The sequence below is a fragment of the Lysinibacillus canaveralius genome, assembly GCF_047301505.1.
GTDB lineage: Bacteria > Bacillota > Bacilli > Bacillales_A > Planococcaceae > Lysinibacillus_B.
On the sequence record NZ_CP154840.1, the window covers coordinates 451,291 to 471,000 of the forward strand.

Here is a 19,710-nt window from a genome sequence, read left to right on the forward strand (position 1 = left end):
GAACATACATGGGCATCAAAGCTGAAGAAATCAGCAGTCTGATTAAACAGCAGATTGAGAATTACCAATCTGAATTACAAGTTAGCCAAGTTGGTACAGTTATCACAGTTGGTGACGGTATCGCTCGTGCTCATGGCCTCGACAACGCCATGGCTGGAGAGCTTTTAGAGTTCTCAAACGGTGTTATGGGTATGGCTCAAAACTTAGAAGAAGGTAACATTGGTATCGTTATTCTAGGTGACTACCTAGGCATCAAAGAAGGCGATGAAGTTCGTCGTACAGGTCGTATCATGGAAGTACCAGTTGGTGAAGAACTAATTGGTCGTGTTGTAAACCCACTTGGTCAACCAGTGGACGGTCTTGGACCAGTCAACACAACAAAATCACGCCCAATCGAAAGCCCAGCTTTCGGTGTAATGGCACGTAAATCAGTACATGAACCATTACAAACAGGTATCAAAGCGATTGACGCGCTTGTACCAATCGGCCGTGGTCAACGTGAGTTAATCATCGGTGACCGTCAAGTAGGTAAAACATCCGTAGCAATCGATACAATCTTGAACCAAAAAGGCGAAAACATGATTTGTATCTACGTTGCAATCGGTCAAAAAGAATCTACTGTACGTACTGTAGTAGAAACATTACGTAAAAATGGCGCATTAGATTATACAATCGTTGTAACAGCATCTGCTTCTGAACCAGCTCCATTATTATACCTAGCTCCTTTCGCTGGTGTATCTATGGCTGAAGAGTTCATGTTACAAGGTAAACACGTTTTAGTAGTATATGATGATCTATCTAAGCAAGCATCAGCTTACCGTGAGCTTTCATTATTACTACGCCGTCCTCCAGGTCGTGAAGCTTATCCTGGTGACGTATTCTACTTACACAGCCGTTTACTAGAGCGTGCTGCGAAGTTAAACGAAACTTACCAAAACGGTTCAATCACAGCATTACCATTCGTAGAAACACAAGCAGGGGATATCTCAGCTTACATTCCTACAAACGTAATCTCGATCACAGACGGTCAGATCTTCTTACAATCTGACTTGTTCAACTCAGGTGTACGTCCAGCAATCAACGCTGGTTTATCAGTATCACGTGTAGGTGGTTCTGCACAAATCAAAGCGATGAAAAAAGTAGCTGGTACATTACGTCTTGACTTAGCTGCGTTCCGTGAATTAGAGTCATTCGCTCAATTCGGTTCTGACTTAGATAAAGCAACTTTAGCTAAATTAGAGCGTGGTAAACGTACTGTTGAGGTTCTTAAACAAGACCTAAACAAACCACTTAAAGTAGAAAAACAAGTTGTAATCCTTTACGCTTTAACTCGCGGATTATTAGATGATATTCCAGTAGCGGATATCACTCGCTTTGAAGGCGAACTACTTAGCTGGTTAGATTCAAACCACTCTGGCGTTTTAGATCACATCCGTACAACGAAAGATCTTCCAGCTGACGCTGACCTTGCAGAAGCAATCAACGCGTTCAAAAAGACTTTCGCTAAATCTGAGTAATCTTTAAAAGATATTAACGCTTGCCTACATCCGAAAAGCGCTGGAGGGTCCTGACAAGTGTGCTCGCACACGCAGGAAGGAACCGAAGCGACTCGAGGATGTGGCATGAATATCTGGATATCTTACTATCCAAAGATAAAAGACCAAGTAAGGATATGAAAAAACAAAAGGTGGTGAAATACCAGTGGTAAACTTACGCGAAATTAAAGGTCGTATAAATTCTACAAAGAGTACACAAAAAACGACGAAAGCCATGCAAATGGTTTCATCTTCGAAATTACGCCGTGCAGAATCAAACGCCAAGGCTTATGTTCCTTACATGGAAAAAATCCAGGACGTAGTAGGCGCAATCGCAGCAGGTACAAAAGACAGCGGTCATCCGATGTTAACAACTCGTCCTGTTAAGAAAACAGCTTACTTAGTAATTGGTTCTGACCGTGGTTTGGCAGGTGCATATAACTCAAGTATCCTCCGTCAGCTTCAGCGCACGATTAACGAGCGCCACAAGTCTAAAGATGAGTACGTTGTTTTTGCAGTAGGCCGTGTCGTACGTGACTATTTTGTAAAACGTGATCATAATGTAATCGGCAGTGTTGTACAGTTACCTGACCAACCAACATTTGCTGATATTAAAGAAATCGCTCGTAATGCTGTTGGTATGTTCATCGATGGCGCATATGATGAACTTTATATGTACTATAACCACTTCGAAAGTGCTATTTCTCAAGTAGTAACGGAGAAAAAGGTTCTTCCATTGACTGAGATCGCACCTGCTACTAGCAACGCTGCATATGAATTCGAGCCATCAGGCGAAGCAATTCTAGAAGTACTTCTTCCACAATATGCAGAAAGCTTAATCTATGGTGCGTTACTAGACGGAAAAGCGAGTGAACATGCTTCTCGTATGACGGCAATGCGTAATGCAACAGATAATGCTTCGGATTTAATCGCCGAATTATCTCTTCAATACAACCGTGCGCGTCAAGCAGCGATTACGCAAGAAATTACAGAAATCGTTGGTGGAGCTGCAGCCTTAGAATAGGCGCACTCTACTGACGTCGTATAAGAATACGATAGGAGGGTACACAGTAATGAATAAAGGACAAGTTATTCAAGTAATGGGTCCGGTAGTAGACGTAAAATTCGAAAACGGCCAATTACCAGCAATCTATAACGCTTTAACAGTTATGATTGAACGTCCAAATGAAGCGCCGACTTCTCTAGCTCTAGAAGTTGCGATTCACTTAGGTGACGACTCTGTTCGTGCGATTGCCATGTCATCTACTGATGGCTTACAACGTGGGGCAGAAGTTACAAATACAGGAGCGCCAATCTCAGTACCAGTTGGTGAAGCTACATTAGGTCGCGTATTCAACGTACTTGGTGAAGTAATCGACTTAGGTGAAGAGGTTCCAGCATCAGTTCGCCGTGATTCAATCCACCGCGAAGCTCCAACTTTCGATCAATTATCAACTTCAGTTGAAATCCTTGAAACAGGTATCAAAGTAGTAGACTTATTAGCTCCTTATATTAAGGGTGGTAAGATCGGTCTATTCGGTGGTGCCGGTGTAGGTAAAACTGTATTAATCCAAGAATTAATCAACAACATCGCCCAAGAGCACAGCGGTCTTTCTGTATTCGCAGGTGTAGGTGAGCGTACTCGTGAAGGTAATGACCTATTCCACGAGATGACTGACTCAGGCGTTATTAAACAAACAGCAATGGTATTCGGTCAAATGAATGAGCCGCCTGGTGCACGTATGCGTGTTGCCTTGACTGGTTTGACAATGGCTGAATATTTCCGTGATGAAGAAGGTCAAGACGTACTATTATTCATCGATAACATCTTCCGTTTCACACAAGCAGGTTCTGAGGTTTCTGCCCTATTAGGCCGTATGCCTTCAGCGGTAGGTTACCAGCCAACACTTGCTACGGAAATGGGTAGATTACAAGAGCGTATCACATCTACAACAAAAGGTTCTGTAACTTCAATTCAAGCGATTTACGTACCAGCCGATGACTATACTGACCCGGCTCCGGCTACAACGTTCGCCCACTTGGACGCAACAACAAACCTTGAGCGTAAATTATCTGAAATGGGTATCTACCCTGCGGTTGACCCATTAGCTTCGACTTCTCGTGCATTATCACCTGAAATCGTTGGCGAAGAACACTATGCAGTTGCAACTGGTGTTCAACGTACAATCCAACGTTACCGTGAATTGCAAGATATCATCGCCATCCTTGGTATGGACGAGTTATCTGACGAAGATAAGCAAACAGTAGAACGTGCTCGTCGTATTCAATTCTTCTTATCTCAAAACTTCCACGTAGCGGAACAATTCACTGGCCAAAAAGGTTCTTACGTACCAGTTAAAGAAACTGTACGTTCATTCAAGGAAATCCTTGAAGGTAAATACGACCACTTACCAGAAGATGCTTTCCGTTTAGTTGGTAGCATTGAAGAAGTAGTTGAAAAAGCGAAAAGCATGGGCGTAGAGGTTTAATACTAACGGCTAGGAGGAAAACACATGAAGACAGTAACAGTCAATATTGTCACTCCCGACGGCCCGGTATACGATGCTGAAGTAACAATGGTTATCGCCAAAACAACTTCAGGTGAAATTGGTGTCCTTCCAGGCCATATTCCAATGGTCGCTCCACTTGCAATCGGTGCGGTGAAGCTGAATAAAGAAGGCGGCCAAACTGATCTTGCGGCTGTTAATGGTGGTTTTATTGAAGTGCGTCCCGACAAGATTTCGATTTTAGCTTCTTCAGCAGAAGTTGCTGAAACAATCGACCTTGCCCGTGCAAAAGCAGCGCTTACGCGTGCTGAGCAGCGTCTTCAACAAAAACAGGATAACGTTGATTTCAAACGTGCTGAATTAGCTTTACAACGCGCGATCAATCGTATCAATGTTCATGAGGGTAATATCTAATTGAAGAACAAGCGGGCAGATGCATTTTCTGCCCGCTTTTTTTCTTAAAAATCAAACTATGTATTTTCGAATGGAAAAGTTGCCTAAGCAATTGTGTTAGAGGCCGCGGCCTCCAAATAGTATGCGTGGGCAAGCGCTGGATGTATACTACCTGTGCTTATCGCAGATAAACGATTTTTCTAAAAGGAGGATGCGGGATGGATGTGTATTCACAGTTAGGTCAGCAGGCAATCATGGGGATTGTTTCTCATATCTTTTTTATTGGTGTGACATTTTATGCGCTGCAGTCATTACGTCTGGAGCAAGTATTTAAAAAGGGAAAGACATTTCAAATTCAAGTGCTCTATATTTTGCTAAGTATTACAATCGGTTCAACAGTTTCAAATTTTTTTATTACCTTCTCCACGTGGTCTCAGCAACTGCCTTATTTATTCCAATAATTGGGCGATTGTGTATGTTGGAGGGGGAAACAAGGTCTTGTTTACCGCTCCAATGCCTATAATTCCCCAAAAAATGTACAAAAAATGTTTCTAAATTAGCAGGTAGCGGGTAGGAAAGTAAAGAATCGCACAATTTTTTGGATTTGTATGAAATTCACGATATTACCATGTGTTGAGTATTATAAAAATGTAGCGTATTTCATCAAAATACCGTAAAATAGTGATTTGGGCGCTTGTATTAGGGAGTCTTGCAAGTTAACATGAAAATTGTTTGTATAAATAAGGACTATTAAACTTTTTTAATAAATTGTGTTTTACAGTTTCGTACAATTGTATTCGGAGGGACGAATTGTGGATAAAATTATTGTAACGGGTGGCCGGACATTAAAGGGCAAAGTTAAAGTAGAAGGCGCAAAAAATGCCGTTTTACCCATCTTGGCAGCCTCGCTATTAGCTTCAAATAAAACAAATATCATAAGAGACGTGCCAAATTTGGCAGATGTAAAAACAATCGGTGAAGTACTTAGAAGCTTAAATGCTAAAGTGGAGTATGACGCGGCAAATAACGAAATGTTGATTGATGCCTCAGGTACACTTTCAAGTGAAGCGCAGTTCGAATTCGTCAGTAAAATGCGCGCATCCATTTTAGTGATGGGATCACTGCTTGGGCGCAATGGCTTTGCCCGTGTAGCACTTCCTGGAGGGTGTGCAATTGGATCTCGCCCAATTGAATTACACCTAAAAGGTTTTGAGGCAATGGGAGCAGAAATTTCATTTGGCCACGGATATGTAGAAGCGATTGTGAAGGATCGCCTGCGAGGAGCAAAAATCTATTTAGACTTCCCAAGTGTCGGTGCAACAGAAAATATCATGTCGGCAGCAGCATTAGCCGAAGGTACGACAATTATCGAAAATGCTGCAAAAGAACCGGAAATTGTAGACCTGGCGAACTTTATTAATGGAATGGGCGGCCGCGTAGTCGGTGCTGGTACGGATACAATTCGTATTGAAGGTGTAAAAGAACTGACAGGTACGACTCATTACATCATCCCGGACCGTATTGAAGCAGGAACATTTATGGTCGCAGCAGCTATTACACGCGGCGACGTTGTAATAGAAAATGCTGTACCTGAGCATATGACAGCAGTAATCGCTAAAATGCGTGAGATGGGTGTTACGATCACAGAGGAAGCAGAAGGTCTTCGTGTGCGTGCAAATGGCCCTCTAAAGGCAGTTGACATTAAAACAATGCCTCACCCTGGATTCCCTACAGATATGCAATCCCAACTAATGGCTTTAATGCTGACAGCTGAAGGCACAAGCATCATTACAGAAACAGTATTTGAGAACCGCTTCATGCATGTGGAAGAATTCCGCCGCATGAATGCTGTTGCTAAAATTGAAGGTCGTTCTGTGTTCATTGAAGGTACAACAGAACTACAAGGTGCTGAAGTAGCTGCTACTGATTTACGTGCTGCTGCGTCACTAATCCTGGCTGGTTTAGTGTCAGAAGGTATGACACGTGTAACAAAGCTTCACCACCTAGATCGTGGTTATGTGAATTTCCACGAAAAACTTGCTGCACTAGGCGCAGATATTGAACGAGTATCTGAAGAAGTAACAAAGGAAAAAGAACAAGCAACTGCTTAATCTTAAAATATGAACCTTACAGCAATTATATGAATCAATACTATCCGTAAGCACTTAGTGCTTGCGGATTTTTATATTAAGTAAGATTTACTCTCCTTTTGGTGATAAGCATGGTGAGAGGGAGCAACAGGCTATGAGAAGGAAGAAATAGATGGATATAGTGCTGCTGCCGGCCAAATCAAGCAGTCGTAAAGCGTTGGGATATAAGCCTCTTCGTTTGAAGTGCTTCGTGTTATTCTATGTATCAGGTCTATCCAGGTAGACAGAAATCCAGCCGAAATATCTTCGTAAAAACTTTTAAATTAGCAGGAATGATTTCTCATCTATCCCTCATAGACTGCGATATGAAAAAATATATTCTACCTCTTATCATTGTTGTCTTGCTTTTTATTATCCCGTTGCAGTTTAAAAAGAAGTCTTTGCCAAAAGAAGTAGCGGAGGAGTGTGTAATCTCTATCACCTTTGCCGAATCAAATGAAGCATTGCCGCTGGAGCAATATTTAGTGGGGGTGCTCGCAGGGGAGATGCCGGCAAGCTTCGATCTAGAGGCTCTGAAGGCACAGGCAATCGCTGCGAGGACGTATGCCATTCATCAGACAAATTACGGGGCAAATCCAATCAAGCAAACGACTGCTCATCAAGTGTATAAAGAAGAATTGAATCCGAAATACGAAAAAAAGCTAAAACGGGCAGTGAAGGAAACAAAAAATCAGATTCTTACCTACAACGGTGAGCCGATTACGGCGATGTTCCATGCAGCATCGAATGGGCAGACGGAAACATCAGAAAATTTCAGCGGCACACAAATTGCCTATTTGACTGCCGTCTCATCTCCAGAGGAGTATACGGATACTGAAAGCTTTACACTTGGGCAGATCAATCAGGCACTGCAAGGTAATTTCAGTCTTGCACAAATCGGGCAGGCGCAAATAACGCGCAATAATACAAACCGGGTAGAAACAATCACGATTGGGAATCGTTCGTGGACAGGGCGTGAATTCCGTGAGCTGCTGGGCTTAAAATCAGCAGATTTTACGATTACGGTTAATCGGGGGGTTCATATTGAAACGAAAGGCTACGGGCATGGTGTAGGAATGAGCCAGTACGGGGCAGATGCATTGGCTGCAGGAGGAAAAGACGCCAAGGAAATCGTCCAGCATTATTATCCAAATACAAAGTTAGAACAACTTGCATGTTCAAAGTAAATTTTCCAAATTTCCTTGTTTAGAATATCCAAATAGTGGTCACACTACCACTTGAGGTGATAAACAATGGGAGAGAACAAACAAACTACATCTCCAAAAACGTGGGTCGATAAACCTTGGTTTTGGCCAGCTGTTTATGCAGTTATTGCGCTTATCATGATTGCGTTTATTGTACTCTATAATGTAATGGCTACGCCAGAGGACACTGACACGCTGCAGCCTGTTTCACAGGAAGAAGAAACTGTCATCGAAACAAATGCCCGTGAAGAAACAATGAAGTACCCGTTTGATGAAGCACAACTAAACAATGTGAAGATTGTACAGGACTATTATGACGTGACTGCCGATGCAGAAACACGTGAAAACTCACTTCTTGTATTCAATCAAACATATTCGACATCAAGCGGCCTTTCACTTGCTATCAACAGCGAGCCTTTCCAAGTGATGGCAGCCTTAAGCGGTACAGTAAAAGAAATAAAGCTAGATGCTTTCACTGGCAATACAGTAACGCTTGAGCATGAAAACGGCTATACGACACGCTACTCATCAGTTGGCGACATCCTCGTAAAAGAGGGAGATGCAGTCACACAAGGTGAGCCGATTGCGACGACAATCGAAAATGAATGGAATCCAAATGCCGGTATCCATTTGTACTTTGAAGTGTTAAAAGACGGCCAGCACATCAATCCAAAATCGCTATTAGGATTTTAATTTCTCATAGCAGGGGTGTTTAGGTACTAAAAGATAGTAAAGCCTTGGGCGCAATTGTTTTTAGTTCTAACGTCCATTCACGCGGCATAAGCTGAACAAACACGCGATTGAAAGGAAGAGAGCGTGCACGAGCATATTCGGCATCGCTGCGTGAAGTTAGGGCAGCTGCTATTAGAGACAGGAGAGACTGTTCGCGCCATCGCTAAAATGACAGGGTATTCGAAGAGTACCGTCCATAAAGATCTGACAGAACGTCTTGAGAAGGTTAACGAGGCATTATCGGTAGAGGTCAAGGAAGTACTGGCATACCATAAATCAGTCAGGCATCTTCGCGGAGGAGAAGCGACACGGAAGAAATGGCAGCATAAAATACAATCCGATCAGCAGATCCAAATGGACAAAGAAGCGTTTTGACAAGACTACATCAGTCGTCAAAATGCTTTTTTTATTGACAAATTTAGGACCTTTATTAACTGAATAAGGAAATGGCCGATGATAAATATTGGTGTAATTCGTCATTTAATATGATAAAATATTCAAGATAAATAGATATGCACGTGTACATGTTGGAAAAGCTGGGAAGGAGATTAACAAAACATGTTTTCAAAAGATATTGGCATCGATTTAGGTACGGCGAACGTACTGATCCACGTAAAGGGGAAGGGAATCGTATTAAACGAGCCATCCGTAGTGGCCATCGATAAAAAAACAAACAAGGTGCTGGCAGTTGGTGAGGAAGCACGCCAGATGGTTGGCCGTACACCGGGCAATATCGTAGCGATCCGCCCCTTAAAAGACGGTGTTATCGCAGATTTCGAATCAACAGAAGCGATGCTGAAATACTTCCTGAACAAGCTGAATGTTAAAGGCTTTTTATCAAAGCCGCGCATTTTAATCTGCTGTCCGACGAATATTACGAGTGTGGAGCAAAAGGCGATACGAGAAGCAGCGGAGAAATCAGGCGGTAAAAAGGTATATCTGGAAGAAGAGCCAAAAGTGGCAGCGATTGGTGCTGGAATGGACATCTTCCAGCCGAGCGGAAATATGGTAGTGGATATCGGTGGCGGAACGACCGATGTCGCAGTTCTTTCAATGGGTGATATTGTAACGAGTGAGTCGATCAAAGTAGCGGGTGATGTATTTGATAACGACATCTTACAATACATAAAGAAACAATATAAACTGCTGATCGGTGAGCGGACGGCAGAAACAATCAAAATGACAGTCGGTACTGTGTTTTCAGCAGCAGGACGCAATGAAGAGATGGATATCCGCGGGCGTGATATGGTGACGGGATTACCGCGCACTATCCCAATCAATTCAAAAGAAATCGAGCAGGCACTGCGTGAATCTGTAGAGCTGATCATTCAATCAGCGAAAAATGTATTAGAAAAAACACCGCCTGAACTATCGGCAGACATCATTGACCGTGGTGTTATTTTGACAGGCGGCGGCGCATTGCTTCATGGTATTGATCAGCTATTGATGGAAGAGCTTAAGGTACCGGTGTTTATAGCGGAAAATCCAATGGACTGTGTAGCGGTTGGGACAGGCATCATGCTGGATAATATTGATCGTGTCGCATCCAAGTAATCAAAATAAAATTGAGGTGAGCCCCCATGTTTAAAGGATTCTATACAGTTACATCAGGCATGACGGCCCAACAGCGCAAGACGGAAATTTTGACGAATAATATGGCGAATGCAAATACACCTGGCTATAAATCAGAGCAAACGACGATTCGTTCATTTCCTGATATGTTGATGTCGGCAATTACATCAAATGGCATCCCAACAGAAAAGGGGCTAAATATACTACAGGCGACTCCGGTTGGTACACTGAATGCAGGTGTTTACTTACAGGAATCTCTATCTAACCATACCCAAGGGTCGCTGCTTGAAACAGGTCTTTCAACAGATGTTGCGCTAATCGATGGTGCTCTTCCTGTTGATGAGGCTTCAGGCAAGCCAGGCTCTATTTTCTTCCGTTTACAGCATCCGGACGGCAATGAAGCATATACTAGAAATGGTAACTTTACGCTGGATGGACAAGGCAATCTTGTAACGGGAATGGGTTTATATGTTTTAGACCGAAACGGAGAAAGAATTCAACTGCAAAGTGATGACTTTACGATTTCACCAGACGGGATGATTATAGACGAAAATGGGGTACAAGCAGCACAGTTAGGTGTATCCTTTGCGGCAAATACAGATGTACTGATGAAGCAGGATAACGGTCTGTTCCGTATGTTGGAGGGAGAGGCACTGCCATCTGCTTATGATGCAGCTGGTGTTACGTTTAGTCTTCAACAGCAGTATCTAGAAGGCTCCAATGTAGATGCGGCTCAGTCTATGACAAGCCTGCTGTCAGCCTACCGAGCATTTGAAGCGAATCAAAAAGTACTACAGGCATATGACAAGAGTATGGACAAGGCAGTGAATGAAATCGGTAAGGTGTAAGGAGGTCTAAATAATGATCCGTACAATGAATACAGCAGCCAATACACTTGGGCAAATTCAGCTGCAGCTGGATACAATTAGTAATAATATCGCCAACAGCAATACGAAAGGCTACAAAGCAAAACAGGCCACTTTTCAGGAATTGCTGTACCAACAGCATAATAACGATAAATTAGACAGAACGCTCCGCCAATCACCAGTCGGCATCCGCCAAGGTGTTGGGGCGCATATTAGTCAAATCCAATCAAACGAAACACAAGGAAGTATCCAGCTGACTGGGCGTAATCTAGATTTCGCTATGACAGCAGAAAACCAATATTTCAATGTTGTGATGCAAGACGGCAGCACAGGTTTTACACGTCAAGGAAATTTCTACATGTCTCCCCAGCAGGATGGGACAAATCTTCTTGTAACAGGTGATGGATATCCAGTACTTTCCGCGAATGGCAATACAATTTCGTTTCCACAGGGCGTAACAGAATTTACAATGTCAGAAGCGGGTACATTGAATGTAATGAATGAGAACGGACAGGTAATTCAATATGACCTTGCTGTAACAAAAATTACGAAGCCGCAAGTAATGGAGCAGCTGAACGGTGGTACCTACCTCAGTCTGCCGGCTAATCTTGCCGAGCTTGGCTATGCAGAAGGTGATGTATTAACAGAATTACAGGGGCAAAATCGTAATGAGGTTAGTATGCAGATAGGCGCATTGGAAATGTCGAATGTTGATCTATCTAAGGAAATGACCAATTTGATTGCAGCACAGCGCTCGTATCAATACAATTCACGGGCAGTTACGATTGCTGACCAAATGCTTGGTCTAATTAACGGCATCCGATAAAAAGTAGGAGACGAACAATGACGAACGAATCAAACCATCATATAGCAGAGGAAAAACCGAAAAAGAGAAGACAAACAGAGCCAGCAGCAGACAACGATGACAAACAGAAACGCTGGGTACGGCTTCGCCTTTTGCCGATTTGGCTGCGCATCATTATCGTATCTGTCCTATTTTTAGTGGTGGCGATTATTGGTGTGATTTTCGGCTATTCCGTTATCGGGGAAGGAAGCGCTGGCGATGCCCTGAAATGGGAAACATGGCAGCACATCCTCGATATTATGAACGGCAAAGAGTAGGGAGTTCGTACACTGCTATCGTACGGACTCCGGCTTATGATCGTTAAACGGAGTTGCGTACTAGGGAGAAATCGGGTCATACATACTTCACAACAGGGGGATTCATATGTTAAGTGCAGAACAAATTCAAGCTATTTTACCACACCGCTATCCATTTCTTTTTGTAGATCGTATTACAGAGCTGGAAGAAGGCAAGCGAGCTGTAGGTATTAAAAATGTAACAATTAACGAAGACTTTTTTAATGGTCACTTTCCAGGCTATCCGGTGATGCCTGGAGTGCTGATTGTGGAAGCTCTGGCACAAGTAGGGGGAGTAGCCCTGCTAAATGCAGAAGCGAATAAAGGGCGCCTGGCATTTTTAACAGGTATCGATAATTGCCGCTTCAAGCGCCAGGTAGTACCAGGTGATCAACTTCGACTTGAAGTGGAATTCATCAAGCTGCGCGGCCAAATGGGAAAAGGCAAAGGGATTGCCACAGTTGACGGAGAGCTTGTTTGTGAAGCAGAAATTTTATTCGCATTAGGACCGGTTCAAGGGTAATTTGCTTTTATTGTTTAAAAATTATAAAATAAGAAGGTTGAAATTCACGATTTCAGGATACGTAGGTTTGGCTTTAAACGTAGGAGGTTTTAAATAGATGTATAAAGAACTGTCTTCAGGCGTCAAAATAAGCATTACCCGTTCTATCTCAACGTCTTTTGAGTCGTATTTGGCGAGTATTGGCTGGGATGAAGATAAATTCTCAATGGAAGATTTTGTCGCTAGTTGGCAAAAATATTTTACGGAAAACGCAGCTTGGTTTGATAAAGTGCCGCAGGAAGTATTGATGAGCCATGAATTCCACGAAGAAATGGCGAAGAAGATCGACGAAGTTATTGAAAAAATTCTAAATGAAAAGCCGACAAAGAAACAAATTGAAGCCATCGAAAAAATGCAGAAGCAATTAGGTACGAACTATACGTTTCATTGTAAGGCAGAAGCGGCTTATGTGGAGCAACTTTTAAAACAACGATTAAAATAGATTCCTAAGTTTAGGATAGTTCCCTCTTTTCCCGGGCACTCTACTGTTGACTACATTGTAGTTAATCATGAGGCGAGAAAGGAGGGAATTTTTTATGTCAAAATGGAAATTTGGCTTAGCTGTTGTGTTGATGACGGGTGCATTAGCAGCATGTAACAACGATAACAATGATGACGAAACACCAATGGAGGACCAAGGTGCAAGTGATCTTGTGACACCACATGATGATAATGGAATCGACGGCATCAATAACGATTATAACGGCTCTGAAGGTCTTTATATGAACGGCGATAATGCCAATGTCGATACACCGACATCCAATAAAGACTACAACGGCAACAATGGAGCTACCTCTAACGGCGGCAACAATATGAACGGTGCTGGCGGCAACAACGGTGAGGAAGGCAATAACGGTACAAACCGTAACGGCGGCCCAGATGCCGGTATAAGAGGGAACGACAACAATAACAATAATAACAACAACGTTCTTGATGACGCTGCTAACGATGTAGAAGGAGCAGCTGACCGAATCGTCGATGACGGTAAAGACATGGTAGACGATGTGGAAAACCGTGTCGATCGCGATACAACTCGATAACAAAACAACAAAAGCGCGGCTGCTGAATGGCAGTCACGCTTTTGTTACGTATTTTTTAATTTTGGACGTTCTTTCATGCCGCGCTCAAACCGAGTAAGAAGCTCGTCGTTCGGGAGCCCTTCTGCAATTAATTCCTGCAATAATAGCTCTGCATACCGTTTTCGCTGCGCTTTTAAAGTTCCTTTGCATAATACCGATACATAGTCACCAATTTCTATAATTTTAGTGACAACAAGTGAAAAGGGTGCTGGCTCATTGTCTGGAAATGAAATGACGGCACGGGCTTCGAATACATCATGGGAAACTACCAACGGATCAAAGAACCCCCGATAATCGTTAGCGATATACAGCTCCAAGATCCACGAGTTATGGCTGTTTTCCTGATTGATAATAATGCCGTCCGTTAACGGGATGCTTTGCGTGCTGCCAGTAGAAGTTAATAAGTCGAAAGACAGCATTTTAAAGGTCTTCATTTTTTCACCCCATTTTCTTTTTACGGTTATTATACCATATTGAAAGTTGCCAAATTCGAAAAATCAGTCAATTTCATGAACATAAGTAGTATGAGCATTGTTAAATAAAATCCTTCGCCTTTTTATTTTCAGCTATAGACAAAATGAATATTTGGTTCCTTGATGTATGCACAAATCTGTATTTTCGTGCTTTGCGCGAGCGGATCCTCCTGCATTATGATGGCTGTAATGAAGGGAGGTGAAGTAATGAATCAAGTCGGGCTCGTTGGACGATTGACAAAAGATCCGGCACTTCGGCAGTTATCTGATCGCAAGGTGACAGTAAATTTTGTACTTGCCATTAATCGCAATTTCCGCAACAGCCAGGGCACAGTCGACGCTGACTATCTGTTATGCGTCGCGTGGGGAAAGCTTGCGGAACGAATTGCAACGTATTGCGGCAAGGGGTCGCTCGTCGGTATCAATGGTCGTCTGCAATCCAGTTCCTATGTAAATAAGGACAACGTCAGAGTATACAATACAGAAGTCGTTGTCGAGGACGTCCGATTTTATGCCTTGAAGCAGCGGGAAGGGCAGCCCGCTTCTAATGCTTCAAACTATGCAGTACAGCAAGAGGTAGATGTAACAGCGCATTTTGTACTTCCTTCTGAGGATGAGGAAGCAGATGCAAAACCAGTGACAACTTAATACGCGATTGTAAGAAGGTAAACAACACAACGAATTGCTTTTCGTTATAGCAAGTCAATGTTCACAGCAAATCTGTAAAAACGACTGTACAATGATTGACCCCCACAAAATCAATACCGGCATATTCGCTATCTATGCCGTTATTCTCCTAATTTACAACTGAATATAGCTAAGAAACCGATCAAAGAGCCTTTCATGCACATGGCATAAAAGGCTCCCTCTTTTTATTGCTGAGAAGTCCCGAGCCTACTAAAGGAGAGAAAGCGGCATACCTTATAGGCTGAAAGTTTTAATTCGCGCAATACCATTCAAAATTCGCGCAAGAAAAAAGCCCTCCCTCACAAAATAGGAGGGGAGAGCCTAATACGTATAAAAGCTATTTCAGCATCGCTGTATCGAGCATCATCAAATCCATCAGCTCGGCATCATCGAGCTCGGTTAACCACTGGCTGGATTGGATCAGTTCCTCTGAGAGGGCGGATTTGATCGCAATCATTTTATCGATTTTTTCCTCGATCGTGCCGATCGTAATAAATTTATGCACCTGCACAAATTGAGTCTGGCCGATACGGTAGGCACGGTCTGTCGCTTGATTTTCAACGGCGGGATTCCACCAGCGGTCAGCATGCAGCACGTGGTTCGCAGCAGTTAGATTCAGACCTGTACCACCAGCCTTTAATGACAGCAGGAAAATCGGAAATTCGCCGTTTTGGAAGCTTTCTACGAGACGGTCCCGCTGCTGTTTCGGCATACTGCCCGTCAGGAAGGGCACATCGATATCATACAGCTCTGAGAAACAGTGCTGCAGCAGCTGGCCCATGCCAATATATTGGGTAAAGATCAGACACTGCTCGCCATTTTCTACAATTTCAGCGGCAAGCTGTACAATCCGTTTCACCTTCACCGATCGTTCCAACTCGACGCGCGCTTCTTCAAACGGCTCCTTTAAATAAAGGGCTGGATGATTACATAATTGCTTTAGCTTACTCAGCATCTTTAAAATCCGGCCTTTCTTCTCGAAGCCAGTTAATTTTTCGAGCTGGGCGAGTGTATCTTCAATGAACCCCTCATACAGCGCAGCCTGTTCAGGTGTCAGCGGGCAGAATTCCTGCGTTTCCTGCTTATCCGGCAGGTTCAGCATTAAATCTGGATCCCGCTTTGTACGCCGCAGCAAGAATGGACGAATCTTCATACGAAGCACTTGTTTATGCTTTTCGGATTCATCTTTTTCAATCGGCAGGATGAACTGCTCCTGGAACTTGCCGAAGCTGCCGAGGTAGCCTTTATGCATGAAGTCAAAGATTGCCCACAGTTCGGATAATCTATTTTCCACCGGTGTTCCTGTAAGGGCGATATGATGTGCACCCTTAAGCTTGCGAATGGAGCGGGATTGCAGTGTCTGCATATTTTTGATGTTTTGCGCCTCATCCAATACGACCGTCGACCAATTCTGATCCTGCAGGAATTCCGCATCCTGCGAAATGGTGCCGTACGTCGAAAGGATAATATGCGGACGCTCTTTTTCGATGAACCGAGTGAACTGCTCATCCTTTAGACGATTGGCACTGTAGTGCGTATGCACGGTTAAACTTGGGGCAAAGCGGGCCAGCTCTTTCTGCCAGTTGCCAAGCACAGAAGTTGGACAGACGATAATTGCCGGCTCTTCCACCTGCAGGACATCCACCGTATACAGAATATAGGTAATGAGCTGTACGGTTTTACCGAGACCCATATCATCTGCAAGGCAGGCACCGAACTGCTGCTCGCGCATAAACACAAGCCATTCATATCCTTGCTGCTGGTATGGGCGCAGCTCCGCCTGAAGATTCAGCGAAGGAGCTACGTAAGGCATTCCTTGCTTATGCTGCAGCTGTTCAATATAGGATTGCAGTGACTTCTGCATCTCAAAAGCAAACATCGGGTCGTCACGCTCTGCATCGTCCGGATCTTCTAGCGGTTCCATTAACGTCTCAGGCAGCTCCTGAAACAGTAGATCACGTACAGTCCAGTTCTCTTCCTCGGCTTGATTCATCAGCTCGCGCATTTCATTTAGCCAATTAGCATCGATACGGAACCATTCCGTACCGATACGGACAAATTCCCGCTTCTCCTCGACGAGCTTGCGGAACTGCTCAGCCGGCATATCCTGTCCATTCATGGAGAACTGCCAGCGGAACGTTAAAATATCATCGAGCCCGGCTGTTTTTTTCGTCGGTGTATTGCCGGCACTCACTCGTACCTTCATCTTCGATTGCTTTAGTTCTTTTAGCCAAGCCGGCAAAATGATTTCAAAGCCAAGTGCCTGCAGCTTCGCCAAGTCATGCTGAAGGAAATGGCGCACGTCGGCATCCTGCAGTCTCAGATGAATGAAGTAGTTAGGTGACGGTGCATGATTTTCAAGCGTCAGCAGGGCAGTCATCTGGTGCTGCAGCTGTTCGATATCCGGGGACAAATCCATCCATTTTTCAGGAAGAGCCATTTCAATCGGGAGTGTCCGCTTTCGGACTGCAGGTGTCCAGTGTTTTGCAGAGCCAGGTGCAAGAAGCACTGTTTCAAGATACCAGTCCTCTTCATCTTCAGGCGGCTCACTTAACCGGAGTGCCACTTGTACATTTCCGGCCATGCGTTCTGTCTGCAGCGGCCATCCTCCATTTTGGAAATACGGCAGAAGAGCCGGTACATCCTCCAGCGTTAAGCCTGCTTTTGACAGCCGCTGCGAGGCAGCCTCTTCCAGCAGGTCAGACTGGCTATAGTCAAAGGCAAGACCGTCCTCCGATAACGTGGCATGCTGCCAAAGTTCATCTCCTTGCCATACCATCAGAGCTTCTTCAATTTGGCTGAGGGTCTCCGCCGATTTGGCGTCTGCCGGTTGAATTCGAAGGAATGGATGCCGGTAGCGTGGTGACATTACATCAAGCAAATCAGCAATCGGCACGATTAAGTCACGCTCATCCGTTTTGGCGTTCAGTCCGTAAAAGTTCGGCTCATATCTGTAATAAAGGAACGGTGCCCAATTTTCTGCAGCATGAATGAGCCCGTCCTCGTTTAAGGCCATTAATGAGTAGTAGCCGGGCCGAATTTGTTCGATCTTTAAGCGGAGCGTCTTTACAAATGGTGCTGTTTCAATCATTTAGTTTTCGTCACTCCTTAATGTAATTGTGCCTTATCGAGCTCTTCTTGAAGGGCACGCAGCCGTTTAAACTGTGTCCGTACCGACTCGATATAATTTTCAAAGTAAGTTGTCTTGCCCGCTTTTTTAGCGGCGGATTTCATCTGCTTCCAGATGCGTACTGCCTGTTTGTAGTTCATCCGGGATTTCTGCCGGATTTCCTCCATCGCATAGTGATGATAAAGCGGCAGGGCGGCAGCCGGTTTTTCAGACAGCACCTGCTTTAAGCCGATAGATTCCAAATAAGGGATCGAGGAAGGGTGCAGCTGATGGAGTGCAGTCCATTCCTCATAACGACCCTTTTGCAGTAGATAGTCCGAATATGGCTGGACGCCGTAGCGGCCAAATGCTCCATAAAGCATTAATTCTTCAGCCTCTGTCAGCTCGATCTCTGCATATAACGTATTCAGGCTATTCGTAAACAGCTGTCGCCGGTGCGGTGGGAGCACTTGATGAATATACTGTTGTAAATGAGGCAGCATCGCCTTTAACAAAAGCGCGGCAGCCTGCCGATCCCCTACGTTCAGGGCAAAATGAACAATCGCCTCGTAGAGCTGGATATGTTCAGCGTCGAGCTGTGCGAGATGATCTTGAATCTTTGCTTCGTCCTTCAAGAGCACATAAAAAACGACCCGGGCAATAGCAAGCGGGATATCAGAAGGACTATCCGCTTCCGCCAGCATTTCCAGCTCCTGTAACGCACGCTTTTTATCATTGAAAATATGTTCCCAGCACAGCAGGAAGAAGCTGAAGCGCAGGTGGGGGAAGCCCCCGTCCTGCAGCAACAGTTCACGTACACTTTCCTGCATGGCATCATAAAAAGGATCTGTTGCGAATAAACGCGATTTACTGCTCAGCTCATGAATCAAATCCTCGGCATATTCATAGCGCTTATCAATCGCATATTGGAAGTAGTCAGACTGGATAGGTGACTCGGTTGCGAGAAAGTGTGACCATAATTTATTCAGCACCGCAAGCTCGATATACAGCTTAAAAATTGGCTGCCATTCACGCTCAAGCGGCGTATAGCGGCGGAGCTTTGCATAGGCATTATCAAGGATGGACGGTACTAAATAGCTTTCGATGCGGCGGTTTGCCGGAAGCAGGTGCCCCATCACTTCCTCCACCATTTGCTGCCAGCTTTCAGGTGTCCGCGCTGTAGCCAGCTGATTCAGCTGAACAGATTTTTGTGCCCGCCATTTCGATGCCCAGTCCTGAACAGAGCCGTAGTATTGGTAAAGCCCAAGCAATGTGCCGAGCTGGTGCCGGCAAAGCGGCTGCGGGCATGTACAGCTAAGATGCTGGAATCGAAAGTCCATCGTTACCTCTGCTGGACGCACATCCTGCACAACGGTAAACAGCTTCTCAGCAGCCGTGTTATATCGTTCAAAAAGAACGGATTTGTTACGTACAGAAAAAACAGAGCGGCGCACAAGCTCTTCATCTTCCGCTGATGAAGGGTGCAGCTCAGTCGTATATTTTTCTAACTCTCTATTAATAAAATCGGCATTGTCCCGTGCAATGACAGGAATTGAAAGCCCCATAATTAACCTCTCCTAAAAAAGTCGTTCCTTTTATTATAACGTGAATTCAATTACTGCGTAAACGCAGGAGATTGGAATATGGAAAAACAGGGAGGCGAGGAGGAAGTTTCTTTTCAATGAAGTTTGAAACAGTAAGAGTATGGGCATAATAAGTAT

The 19,710-nt window shown here is 44.2% G+C and carries 20 protein-coding genes; 17 read left to right on the plus strand and 3 right to left on the minus strand.

Annotated elements, in window-relative coordinates; all coding sequences use genetic code 11:
- Window positions 1–8: 8 nt before the first annotated feature.
- The 16 genes from atpA to AA0Y26_RS02405 all read left to right on the plus strand — a co-directional run bounded on the left by atpA (window position 9) and on the right by AA0Y26_RS02405 (window position 13,681).
- A complete protein-coding gene (gene atpA / locus AA0Y26_RS02330) occupies window positions 9–1,517 on the plus strand; it encodes a F0F1 ATP synthase subunit alpha (protein WP_413364763.1) in 1,509 nt (502 codons plus the stop codon).
- 184 nt (window positions 1,518–1,701) lie between these two features.
- On the plus strand, window positions 1,702–2,559 hold the full coding sequence (gene atpG / locus AA0Y26_RS02335; RefSeq protein ID WP_413364765.1) for an ATP synthase F1 subunit gamma: 858 nt from the start codon (window positions 1,702–1,704) through the stop codon (window positions 2,557–2,559).
- Between the two features lie 49 nt (window positions 2,560–2,608).
- Complete coding sequence (atpD, locus tag AA0Y26_RS02340) at window positions 2,609–4,024, plus strand: F0F1 ATP synthase subunit beta (RefSeq protein WP_413364767.1); 1,416 nt, start codon at window positions 2,609–2,611, stop codon at window positions 4,022–4,024.
- Window positions 4,025–4,048: 24 nt separating this feature from the next.
- Window positions 4,049–4,456 (plus strand): F0F1 ATP synthase subunit epsilon, encoded by a 408-nt coding sequence (locus AA0Y26_RS02345; protein ID WP_413364768.1) that lies wholly within the window; start codon window positions 4,049–4,051, stop codon window positions 4,454–4,456.
- A 197-nt stretch (window positions 4,457–4,653) separates the two neighbouring features.
- Window positions 4,654–4,896 (plus strand): DUF1146 family protein, encoded by a 243-nt coding sequence (locus tag AA0Y26_RS02350; RefSeq protein ID WP_413364770.1) that lies wholly within the window; start codon window positions 4,654–4,656, stop codon window positions 4,894–4,896.
- Window positions 4,897–5,247: 351 nt separating this feature from the next.
- The gene (gene murA, locus AA0Y26_RS02355) at window positions 5,248–6,546 is read left to right on the plus strand and encodes a UDP-N-acetylglucosamine 1-carboxyvinyltransferase (RefSeq protein ID WP_413364771.1); all 1,299 of its coding nucleotides are present in this window, start codon (window positions 5,248–5,250) and stop codon (window positions 6,544–6,546) included.
- Between the two features lie 344 nt (window positions 6,547–6,890).
- Window positions 6,891–7,751, plus strand: a complete 861-nt coding sequence (gene spoIID / locus AA0Y26_RS02360) for a stage II sporulation protein D (RefSeq protein ID WP_413364773.1) — start codon at window positions 6,891–6,893, stop codon at window positions 7,749–7,751.
- Window positions 7,752–7,817: 66 nt separating this feature from the next.
- Entirely contained in the window at window positions 7,818–8,462 is a 645-nt protein-coding gene (locus tag AA0Y26_RS02365) for a peptidoglycan DD-metalloendopeptidase family protein (RefSeq protein WP_413364775.1), read from the plus strand.
- A 123-nt stretch (window positions 8,463–8,585) separates the two neighbouring features.
- Window positions 8,586–8,876: a sporulation transcriptional regulator SpoIIID gene (locus AA0Y26_RS02370; protein WP_413364777.1), complete on the plus strand. Its 291-nt coding sequence runs from the start codon at window positions 8,586–8,588 to the stop codon at window positions 8,874–8,876.
- A gap of 183 nt (window positions 8,877–9,059) precedes the next feature.
- Entirely contained in the window at window positions 9,060–10,055 is a 996-nt protein-coding gene (locus AA0Y26_RS02375; RefSeq protein ID WP_413364779.1) for a rod shape-determining protein, read from the plus strand.
- 26 nt (window positions 10,056–10,081) lie between these two features.
- Window positions 10,082–10,921 carry a flagellar hook-basal body protein gene (locus AA0Y26_RS02380; RefSeq protein WP_413364780.1) on the plus strand — a complete coding sequence of 280 codons (840 nt, stop codon included), beginning with the start codon at window positions 10,082–10,084 and terminating at the stop codon, window positions 10,919–10,921.
- A gap of 13 nt (window positions 10,922–10,934) precedes the next feature.
- Window positions 10,935–11,765, plus strand: a complete 831-nt coding sequence (locus AA0Y26_RS02385; protein WP_413364781.1) for a flagellar hook-basal body protein — start codon at window positions 10,935–10,937, stop codon at window positions 11,763–11,765.
- 17 nt (window positions 11,766–11,782) lie between these two features.
- Entirely contained in the window at window positions 11,783–12,061 is a 279-nt protein-coding gene (locus tag AA0Y26_RS02390; protein WP_413364783.1) for a DNA-directed RNA polymerase subunit beta, read from the plus strand.
- Between the two features lie 106 nt (window positions 12,062–12,167).
- Window positions 12,168–12,602, plus strand: a complete 435-nt coding sequence (gene fabZ, locus AA0Y26_RS02395; protein ID WP_413364784.1) for a 3-hydroxyacyl-ACP dehydratase FabZ — start codon at window positions 12,168–12,170, stop codon at window positions 12,600–12,602.
- A gap of 97 nt (window positions 12,603–12,699) precedes the next feature.
- Window positions 12,700–13,083: a hypothetical protein gene (locus AA0Y26_RS02400; protein WP_413364786.1), complete on the plus strand. Its 384-nt coding sequence runs from the start codon at window positions 12,700–12,702 to the stop codon at window positions 13,081–13,083.
- A 94-nt stretch (window positions 13,084–13,177) separates the two neighbouring features.
- Window positions 13,178–13,681, plus strand: a complete 504-nt coding sequence (locus AA0Y26_RS02405) for a hypothetical protein (RefSeq protein WP_413364788.1) — start codon at window positions 13,178–13,180, stop codon at window positions 13,679–13,681.
- A gap of 44 nt (window positions 13,682–13,725) precedes the next feature.
- Here AA0Y26_RS02405 and AA0Y26_RS02410 read toward each other — a convergent pair whose 3' ends face one another.
- Window positions 13,726–14,154 carry a YwpF family protein gene (locus tag AA0Y26_RS02410; protein ID WP_413364789.1) on the minus strand — a complete coding sequence of 143 codons (429 nt, stop codon included), beginning with the start codon at window positions 14,152–14,154 and terminating at the stop codon, window positions 13,726–13,728.
- 246 nt (window positions 14,155–14,400) lie between these two features.
- Here AA0Y26_RS02410 and AA0Y26_RS02415 point away from each other — a divergent pair, with 246 nt between their 5' ends.
- A complete protein-coding gene (locus AA0Y26_RS02415; RefSeq protein WP_413364790.1) occupies window positions 14,401–14,841 on the plus strand; it encodes a single-stranded DNA-binding protein in 441 nt (146 codons plus the stop codon).
- Between the two features lie 376 nt (window positions 14,842–15,217).
- Here AA0Y26_RS02415 and AA0Y26_RS02420 read toward each other — a convergent pair whose 3' ends face one another.
- On the minus strand, window positions 15,218–17,971 hold the full coding sequence (locus AA0Y26_RS02420) for a DEAD/DEAH box helicase (RefSeq protein WP_413364792.1): 2,754 nt from the start codon (window positions 17,969–17,971) through the stop codon (window positions 15,218–15,220).
- 17 nt (window positions 17,972–17,988) lie between these two features.
- Entirely contained in the window at window positions 17,989–19,554 is a 1,566-nt protein-coding gene (locus AA0Y26_RS02425) for a hypothetical protein (RefSeq protein ID WP_413364794.1), read from the minus strand.
- Window positions 19,555–19,710 lie beyond the last annotated feature (156 nt).

Excerpts from the sequence above, each read along its gene's own strand:
- AA0Y26_RS02375 (WP_413364779.1), top strand. The coding sequence starts at position 9,060 with ATGTTTTCAAAAGATATTGGCATCGATTTAGGTACGGCGAACGTACTG.
- AA0Y26_RS02385 (WP_413364781.1), top strand. The coding sequence starts at position 10,935 with ATGATCCGTACAATGAATACAGCAGCCAATACACTTGGGCAAATTCAG.
- AA0Y26_RS02390 (WP_413364783.1), top strand. The coding sequence starts at position 11,783 with ATGACGAACGAATCAAACCATCATATAGCAGAGGAAAAACCGAAAAAG.
- fabZ (WP_413364784.1), top strand. The coding sequence starts at position 12,168 with ATGTTAAGTGCAGAACAAATTCAAGCTATTTTACCACACCGCTATCCA.
- AA0Y26_RS02425 (WP_413364794.1), bottom strand. The coding sequence starts at position 19,554 with ATGGGGCTTTCAATTCCTGTCATTGCACGGGACAATGCCGATTTTATT.
- AA0Y26_RS02405 (WP_413364788.1), top strand. The coding sequence starts at position 13,178 with ATGTCAAAATGGAAATTTGGCTTAGCTGTTGTGTTGATGACGGGTGCA.
- atpA (WP_413364763.1), top strand. The coding sequence starts at position 9 with ATGGGCATCAAAGCTGAAGAAATCAGCAGTCTGATTAAACAGCAGATT.
- AA0Y26_RS02415 (WP_413364790.1), top strand. The coding sequence starts at position 14,401 with ATGAATCAAGTCGGGCTCGTTGGACGATTGACAAAAGATCCGGCACTT.
- spoIID (WP_413364773.1), top strand. The coding sequence starts at position 6,891 with ATGAAAAAATATATTCTACCTCTTATCATTGTTGTCTTGCTTTTTATT.
- atpD (WP_413364767.1), top strand. The coding sequence starts at position 2,609 with ATGAATAAAGGACAAGTTATTCAAGTAATGGGTCCGGTAGTAGACGTA.
- AA0Y26_RS02400 (WP_413364786.1), top strand. The coding sequence starts at position 12,700 with ATGTATAAAGAACTGTCTTCAGGCGTCAAAATAAGCATTACCCGTTCT.
- AA0Y26_RS02420 (WP_413364792.1), bottom strand. The coding sequence starts at position 17,971 with ATGATTGAAACAGCACCATTTGTAAAGACGCTCCGCTTAAAGATCGAA.
- AA0Y26_RS02380 (WP_413364780.1), top strand. The coding sequence starts at position 10,082 with ATGTTTAAAGGATTCTATACAGTTACATCAGGCATGACGGCCCAACAG.
- AA0Y26_RS02365 (WP_413364775.1), top strand. The coding sequence starts at position 7,818 with ATGGGAGAGAACAAACAAACTACATCTCCAAAAACGTGGGTCGATAAA.
- AA0Y26_RS02350 (WP_413364770.1), top strand. The coding sequence starts at position 4,654 with ATGGATGTGTATTCACAGTTAGGTCAGCAGGCAATCATGGGGATTGTT.
- AA0Y26_RS02410 (WP_413364789.1), bottom strand. The coding sequence starts at position 14,154 with ATGAAGACCTTTAAAATGCTGTCTTTCGACTTATTAACTTCTACTGGC.
- AA0Y26_RS02345 (WP_413364768.1), top strand. The coding sequence starts at position 4,049 with ATGAAGACAGTAACAGTCAATATTGTCACTCCCGACGGCCCGGTATAC.